Origin of the sequence: Hominilimicola fabiformis, assembly GCF_020687385.1 — a bacterium.
GTDB classification, from domain to species: Bacteria; Bacillota; Clostridia; order UBA1381; family UBA1381; genus Hominilimicola; species Hominilimicola fabiformis.
Window position 1 is genome coordinate 23,918 of record NZ_JAJEQM010000023.1, and the last position, 7,210, is coordinate 31,127.

Genomic DNA, 7,210 nt, shown 5'->3' on the forward strand with positions numbered 1-7,210 from the left:
ATGGTTGATAATGATTGTATGTTAAGCTTTATCAGCAGGCTAAAGAGGCATTATGATGAATGCGGGGAAAAAGCTTTTACAGAGTTGTCTTATATGCTTTTGGATGAAGAAACCGAATTTTTATTTTATGAGACAATACGTGAGAGCGACTTTCTCGTCAACTGTGAATTTAACGAGGAAACATACTGCTGCAGATATTTCTTCTCAAGTGAAGAAATGACGGAGTATTACAGACTCGCAAAGAAGATAGGCAGGCTGAAGGGCTGGAGTAAGAAGGAAAACAAATACATAAGAGATGCGTTAAACTATACATTGAAACGCTTAGATAAAATAGATACATGCGGTTGCTGTTATGGTGATGTTTATTCAGGTACAAAGCATAAATATGCAAGTTCAGTAAACGTATATGTGTACGAGGAAGGTTGTTTTTATGATTATGTAGGATTATATTTTTCTATAAATACTATTTTTCATTATTATGAGAAACAGTTAAAAAAGCTGAAAAAAATATATGCCGGAATAATAGCAATATATCTTTCATTGCTTCTGCCTCAAGAATTGGAGGTGGCTGCGTGATGAATAGAAATGACGAAATTGTTATACATATCCAAAATGATTGCAGAATATGCGTTGAAATGCAGGAGAATAACATTACTTCAGTAAAATATATTGAGGCAAACGAGATATTGAAGTGTTTAAAGGACGCAGCAAAGTTTAAATTTAGTATAAACAGCGGTATATTACCGCAAAATTGTATAGCTTACAGTGAAGATAAGAAAAAAAATAAATTCGTTGTAATAAGTTTTGAGGAGCAGACAGCAGATATTATGTTTGAAAAAACAGAATATAAGGATTTTCCTTTGCCGAGATTGGTTTTTGGTTTTTCGGTTTCTGCTGATAATCTCATAACGGATGTGCAGCTTGGTGTTACGGAAACGGGCAGATTAACTCCTAAATCAAAGATGTTTATTTATCCGTTTTCCAATGTAGAAGAATTTAGACTTTGCACAGGAAGTAACGTGTTGCCGTCAATTAAATCATTGCATCAGCTTAACGGTTTGCCATACTTTATATTGAAAATGCCTAATAACTATGATTATTATAAAGAAGAGAGGACAAAACTCAATTTGGATTATCGTGGGTTATTGGAGCATTTGAAAGATAAAGACAGTCAGTATTACTATGATAATGTATTGATTGATATGGAAAAAACACTGAATGATTTTATTACGGAGGTAAGTAAATGAGTGTAAATAAATATTTGGAAGGACTTGCAAAGCCATTTGATGCCGAGTGTGTGAAATGGCGTATTCAAGTTACGAATAATGAAAAGACCAGCGGACTTGCAGTTGCATATCTTGATTCGAGAACTATTGCTAAGCGTCTTGATGAGGTTGTCGGTCAAATGCGTTGGAAAGACGAGTATAAACCATGGATTACAGCAAAAAATAACGCATCTCAAATTTGTACTATATCAATTTATGATGATAGTCTTAAAGAGTGGATAAGTAAGAGCGATGGCGCCGAACTATCAAATTATTCACCGATTAAAGGTGGATTGTCTGACGCATTTAAGCGCGCGGCTGTAAAGTGGGGCATAGGACGGTATTTATATGAGATAACACCTGTATGGGTTAATGTATATATGCGAGGAGATAAGATATATATACAAGATGACGAAATGCCTAAGCTTCAGCAGAGGTATATAACATTTCTTAAAAATCTGAACACAGGCAACACTCCCGAACCGCAGGCAGACAAGGCAAAACCAACATCAAAGCCGGCAAGTCCACAGCAGACACAGCAGCCGACCATTACACCTTTGTATGAAATACTCGGTGTAAAGAGACAAAAAGACGGTCAGAATGTCAGGAGTATGCTTAAAATTAAGGATATTAAGGGCGGAAACAAGACTGCGACTGTCTACTATAACGGTACAGACGATAATTTTAAAGAAGGTGCAAAGCTTAACAGCGCCGTATTTTATTCACAAGATACAGGCTTTGGTAAAGTACATATCTTGCAGGATTATGAATTGGCGGCTTAGAAAGGAAAAATAATATGGATAGAATAACGGAATTTACGATAACAAGAATTAAAATGCAGGGTTTTAAAGCCTTTGCACAGGAAAGGGAGTTCTTTTTCAGAAGTACATCATATATTTCAGGCGCTAACGGACAGGGAAAAACCACTATTGCCGACGCTATTGCATACGCATTTTGCGGCGTGCCGTTCTGGGGCGAAAAAGGTATTGATAAGCTCATGAGCAAAGGCGCAAAGCAGATGTGCGTTGAGGTGGAATTTGTAAATGGCGACGGAGAGATTTATACGCTTGTACGGCGTAAAAATGGAAATACGACAAGTATAGCTCTTAACGGAAATACAATGACACAAAAAAGTCTTACGGCTTTATTTGTTGAGAAGGATATATTTTTGTCGGTTATAAATCCGTTGTATTTTATTGAAAAAATAGCGAGTGACGGACGCGAATTTCTGCAAAAGCTTCTCCCGCCTGTTTCAAAGGAGGCTATTCTGGCAGTTTGCAGTGAGCAGACAAGGGATTTGCTTGAAAATGAAAGTTTGCTTGAACCGGAATACTATATAAAAAATAAACGCGCGGAAATGAAAGAGGCTGACGACCAGATTACATATCTTTCGGGACAGCTTGCGCTTTTAGAGGAGCAGCTTGAAAATAATTCTGTAAAAAGAAATAAGCTGGAGACCTCTGTTAAGGAGCAGAAAGCTAAAATATCTGCTGTTATGAAAAAGCAGTTTGAGGGCATAGACGTTGAAGCTGTAAGACAGGAATATAATGAAGCAAAAAAGTCTTTGTCTAACGATGAAATTCTTGCACTTGAAAGAAAGCGTATGGAAATTCAGAACAGACCATATGTTTCAAAGTTTTCTGCACAAAGAGCAAAAATAGAGGCGGAGCTGAACGCGGCACGCTTGGAATATACCGGCTTATATAACAAAGCTACGGGTATCAGACCGGGAGTGCCTTGTCCTACCTGTACTCATGCTCTGACAAATGAGGAATTTAACGCTGTCAGAAAAGATATAACGGCAACACTTGCTAATATGAAGAAAAATGGTGCAAATCTGAACTCACAGCTTGATGATATTGTGAAGCTTGATGCACAGGCAAAGGATCAGTTTGAACAGTACAAGGCGGATGACTTGAAAAAAGTTGAGGAAGAAATCAAGAATGTCAAGTCGGCAACTTCTTCTGATATTGACAGGTTGCGCGATACCCTGACCTTCGGTAATTTCAGTGAAGCGCAGGTAAATTCGCTTGAAGCGATGAAAGCTGAGTTATTTGCGGATGAAAGTGATTTAAATTCTATGCGCAGTGAAGAAGAACTCACTAAAGCAATAGAAACTGTTAAATTACAGAAAAAGGATAATGAGGGCAAAAAAGATTTTTTGGGTTATCTCATATCAGCCGTAAATGAATATGCAGTCAAGCGTGCGGAAGTAATGCTAACTCCGTTAAAGATGGATAAAGCGGCAATTAAGCTGTCTGAAGTGGTAAAAGGTACGGGCGAAATAAAGGATACCTTTAAATTTACTTATGACGGAAAAGACTACCGCTGGCTGTCCAATTCGGAACGTATCAAAGCAGGATTGGAGATAGCAATGCTTGTGAAGCGTCTGACAGGGCTTACATATCCGACATTTGTGGATAATGCTGAGAGTATTAACACTAATTTCACCAGACCTGACGGACAGATGATATTTGCGTTTGTACGCAGATGTGCGATTACTGTTCATGAACCATCGCCTGCTGCGGTTAAGGAGGCGGCATAATGGAATGGAAAGAGTTCGGAATAGAAGAAGTCGCGCGTTTATGCGGTATTCAGATGAAGAACGACGGAATAGGCGCAAGAGAAATTAAGGCGCTATGCCCGTTTTGCGGTGATAAGCATTATCATCTGTATCTCAACACACAGAAAAATCAGTGGAATTGCTTTAGATGCGGTGCAAGAGGAAATGACGTCAGTTTATATGCAAGAATAAATTGTATGACAAATAAGGAAGCAGCAAACGAATTATCAAACTGTATTACAGGTACAGAGCCTAAGAGGATACAGCCGATAAACAGTACACCAATGAAATCTCTTATGGAACGTCATAATGTGTACTATGATATGTTACAGATGCTGCCCCTTAATAACACACATTTCAATGATCTGATAAAAAGAGGGTTGTCAATGAAAAACATACAAAATTTCTTGTATAAGAGTGTACCCGCTAATGAGTATGAACGACGGGAAATTATTAAAAAACTGTCTGCACAACATGACCTTAGCGGAATACCGGGTTTTTATCGTAAATACGGTGAATGGAAAATATATGAACCTCCATACGGCGGTTACTTTGTTCCCGTATGCAATAAAGACGGGTATATACAGGGTTTGCAAATCAGACTTGACGTTGACGATGACCGATATAGATGGTTTTCTACTAATGAGTATCCGGAGGGGACAGGCGTCTCCTCTTGGGTACACGTTGTAGGCGATATATCATCTGACACGGCATATCTTACTGAAGGAGCGCTTAAAGCTGATGTTACAAGTGTTTTATCCGGCGGAAGCTTGCTTATTGCAATAGCAGGCGTCAATGCAGTAAATTGTCTGTCTGATACGTTAAATCAGCTTAACGTAAAAAAAGTGTATGAGATGTTCGACATGGATAAACAGGTCAATCACCGTGTAAAAGAGGCTCTTATAAAAATAAAGGGAATTTTAAACGAGTGCGGGATAGAAACCAAAACCTGTACTTGGGACCCGTGGTATAAGGGAATTGATGATTATTGTCTGTACAAAAAGAAGCGTCATAACAGCAGCTATGACAGATTGGCGGCATAAGAAGGAGGAAAAATTATGGAAGCAAATAATTTAATGGTGGTAAATAGCACGGACGGTCAAAGCTCGGAAATCTTGGGTAAGTTTTTATATTATTCTTTCCCCAGACTTCTGATTAACAAAAAGGAATTTAAGGAATTGGTTGAAAGATATGGTTTTCCGGCAAGTAAAAGAGAAAAACATTCTGCTATTGACGCTTTTCGCTGTGCCACTACTGATGTTAAGGACAGAATTGTAGAGGAACGCAACGGTGAACCGAATATTGCGCGTATCTATTTCAGAGATAATAAGCGAGTAAGCGGCAACATCATATCCCGTGAGCTTGTAGAGGAAACAGTTAATGAAGAAACTAATGATTACCGTAAGCTTGCAAATGTTCAGCTTGACAGGAACTCAGGCGATATATTTGTAACAGATGTAGATTGCTTTACACGTCGTGATGTAGACGGATATTGTGATAAGGTCAAGGAATTATATAAGCTATACTTAGACAGCGTGGGAAACAGACAGATTGAAACAGTGGCGGACAAGTATATATCGTCATTAAATGCAATTAAGATTTCAGCGCGCGGGTATCATTTCTTTATCCCGAAACAGTATATGGGCTATATTGATGACTTTGAGGACTTTATGGAAGAATTGAGCGGTATGAATTTGTACGCTCCCACTAATAAGGCGACTCGCAAAGAAATAAGCATAAACTCTATGTATGTTGCTGATGACGAAAAGCAGCGTAAAAAGATGGCTACGGAGTTCTATCTGTATATGCAGAAGCAGATACAGGATTATCAGGATAAAATTGAAAAACTGATAAAAGCTGGAAGTCAAAGTAACGCTATTTTGACACGTTGGCTGAATAGGGTGAGTACGCTTGAAGATAAGAAATACGATTACGAGGTTATATTGAAGCAAAGACTTAACGATATGGATTCAGAGTTTGAATGTCTCAGAACGCTTTGCGATGAGTATAAACTTCGTGTAAGAGCAAAAGGCGGATATAATATAGCAGCGTAAAAAATAAGGAATATAAATTATATAGGCAGATTAGGTGCGTGGAAACACGCGCCTTTCTGTGATAAGGAGGTAATAAAAATGAAATGTAAAACTTTTGAATGTCCGTATTTGACGGAAGAAGATAAAAAATTTTTGGAGTATGAGCAGAAAATTTATGAGGAAAGCGCCAAAGAGATTATAGCACTATATCGGAGGTGCGAGGACAAACACAAATCGGACTGTGATGGTCAGGATGATTATTTGCAATATTCATTACTAAGATTTGCACTTAAAATGAATATTTCTAACGTGTGTTCAAATATACAGAGCATATTTATCAGAGATATTTGCCGCTATTTTTTTCAAACGCGGGGTATTAAAGAGCTTGAAGTGTTTGCTCCTCAATGTGAGGTGTTAAATAAAACAAAAATTCTGATGCTCGATGAAGTATTTGATGAATATATAAGAAAATATTTGGAGGGAAAACAAGATGAAAAATAAGACTTTTGAATGTCCGTATTTAACGGAAGAAGATAAGGAATTTTTAAAATATGAGTTAAAAGTATATGAAAAAAATTTCAATATGCTTTTGAAATTACATAAAAAACATGAGAGATTGCTGAAGCATACCGATGATGAGGCGGAGGACTATGACAATGCAGTATATTCATCATTATGTTTTAATACAGGCTCAGATATTTTTTATGCTCTTACGTTGACACATGTACATTTTGTTGATGATATTTGTGATTATTTTAGTATAACTCGTGACATTAAAGAGCTAAATAGTGACGAACGTACAATGGAAGAGGTCATAAATGAAACAGAAATGCTAACACTTGATGAAGTGTTTGATAAGTACATAGTGAAATATTTGAAGGAAAAATAATTAAAGGAAAGGAATTTAATTTATGAAATATATACTTAGTGATTTATTAAATATGAGAAAAGGAAGAATTGTAAATATTACAGTTTGGGATTGCTTTACAGGTAAGGTGAAAATAATACAGAATAAATTTTATAAATGGCTTGTTGAAATCGTGGATGTCAGTATGTGCTACGAACAACTGAGACCTTGTCAATCAGGCGAGCAAATGTGTATATTTAAAAAAGATTTATTCAGAGATTATAATACGCATACCTGTAAAAAGAATAAAATATTATCCCGTAAAGATAATTATGACGATGAACTTCCATTCTAAACAGTAGCGTAAATCACGAAGAATAGAGTTATTATAGTTACTGATATTGATAAATTGAGAGGTATTTAAAATGATGTGACCCCCAAAAGTTAGACTTTTTATAGCGTAGTAGTTTTAACGACTGCTACGCTATTTTTATGCAGCCAA

The 7,210-nt window shown here is 36.9% G+C and carries 9 protein-coding genes; all 9 read left to right on the forward strand.

The window, feature by feature from the left end:
• Positions 1–576, forward strand: a complete 576-nt coding sequence (locus LKE05_RS13085; RefSeq protein ID WP_022229550.1) for a hypothetical protein — start codon at positions 1–3, stop codon at positions 574–576.
• On the forward strand, positions 576–1,247 hold the full coding sequence (locus LKE05_RS13090; protein ID WP_022229551.1) for a hypothetical protein: 672 nt from the start codon (positions 576–578) through the stop codon (positions 1,245–1,247). Before LKE05_RS13085 ends, LKE05_RS13090 begins: the two co-directional genes overlap by 1 nt.
• The gene (locus LKE05_RS13095) at positions 1,244–2,047 is read left to right on the forward strand and encodes a Rad52/Rad22 family DNA repair protein (RefSeq protein WP_022229552.1); all 804 of its coding nucleotides are present in this window, start codon (positions 1,244–1,246) and stop codon (positions 2,045–2,047) included. The genes LKE05_RS13090 and LKE05_RS13095 overlap by 4 nt, the downstream gene beginning before the upstream one ends.
• Positions 2,048–2,061: 14 nt before the next feature.
• A complete protein-coding gene (locus LKE05_RS13100; protein WP_022229553.1) occupies positions 2,062–3,810 on the forward strand; it encodes an AAA family ATPase in 1,749 nt (582 codons plus the stop codon).
• Positions 3,810–4,871, forward strand: coding sequence for a DUF3854 domain-containing protein (locus LKE05_RS13105; RefSeq protein WP_022229554.1), 1,062 nt, complete (start codon positions 3,810–3,812; stop codon positions 4,869–4,871). The genes LKE05_RS13100 and LKE05_RS13105 overlap by 1 nt, the downstream gene beginning before the upstream one ends.
• A gap of 15 nt (positions 4,872–4,886) precedes the next feature.
• Positions 4,887–5,882: a DUF6744 family protein gene (locus LKE05_RS13110; protein WP_022229555.1), complete on the forward strand. Its 996-nt coding sequence runs from the start codon at positions 4,887–4,889 to the stop codon at positions 5,880–5,882.
• Between the two features lie 78 nt (positions 5,883–5,960).
• Entirely contained in the window at positions 5,961–6,362 is a 402-nt protein-coding gene (locus LKE05_RS13115; protein WP_022229556.1) for a hypothetical protein, read from the forward strand.
• Positions 6,352–6,750, forward strand: coding sequence for a hypothetical protein (locus tag LKE05_RS13120; RefSeq protein ID WP_022229557.1), 399 nt, complete (start codon positions 6,352–6,354; stop codon positions 6,748–6,750). Before LKE05_RS13115 ends, LKE05_RS13120 begins: the two co-directional genes overlap by 11 nt.
• Positions 6,751–6,772: 22 nt before the next feature.
• Entirely contained in the window at positions 6,773–7,063 is a 291-nt protein-coding gene (locus LKE05_RS13125; RefSeq protein WP_022229558.1) for a hypothetical protein, read from the forward strand.
• Positions 7,064–7,210: the final 147 nt, after the last annotated feature.

Bases quoted from the DNA above. Each gene is read 5' to 3' on its own strand.
- LKE05_RS13085 (WP_022229550.1), top strand. From the start codon at position 1: ATGGTTGATAATGATTGTATGTTAAGCTTTATCAGCAGGCTAAAGAGG.
- LKE05_RS13090 (WP_022229551.1), top strand. From the start codon at position 576: ATGAATAGAAATGACGAAATTGTTATACATATCCAAAATGATTGCAGA.
- LKE05_RS13125 (WP_022229558.1), top strand. From the start codon at position 6,773: ATGAAATATATACTTAGTGATTTATTAAATATGAGAAAAGGAAGAATT.
- LKE05_RS13120 (WP_022229557.1), top strand. From the start codon at position 6,352: ATGAAAAATAAGACTTTTGAATGTCCGTATTTAACGGAAGAAGATAAG.
- LKE05_RS13105 (WP_022229554.1), top strand. From the start codon at position 3,810: ATGGAATGGAAAGAGTTCGGAATAGAAGAAGTCGCGCGTTTATGCGGT.
- LKE05_RS13115 (WP_022229556.1), top strand. From the start codon at position 5,961: ATGAAATGTAAAACTTTTGAATGTCCGTATTTGACGGAAGAAGATAAA.
- LKE05_RS13110 (WP_022229555.1), top strand. From the start codon at position 4,887: ATGGAAGCAAATAATTTAATGGTGGTAAATAGCACGGACGGTCAAAGC.
- LKE05_RS13095 (WP_022229552.1), top strand. From the start codon at position 1,244: ATGAGTGTAAATAAATATTTGGAAGGACTTGCAAAGCCATTTGATGCC.
- LKE05_RS13100 (WP_022229553.1), top strand. From the start codon at position 2,062: ATGGATAGAATAACGGAATTTACGATAACAAGAATTAAAATGCAGGGT.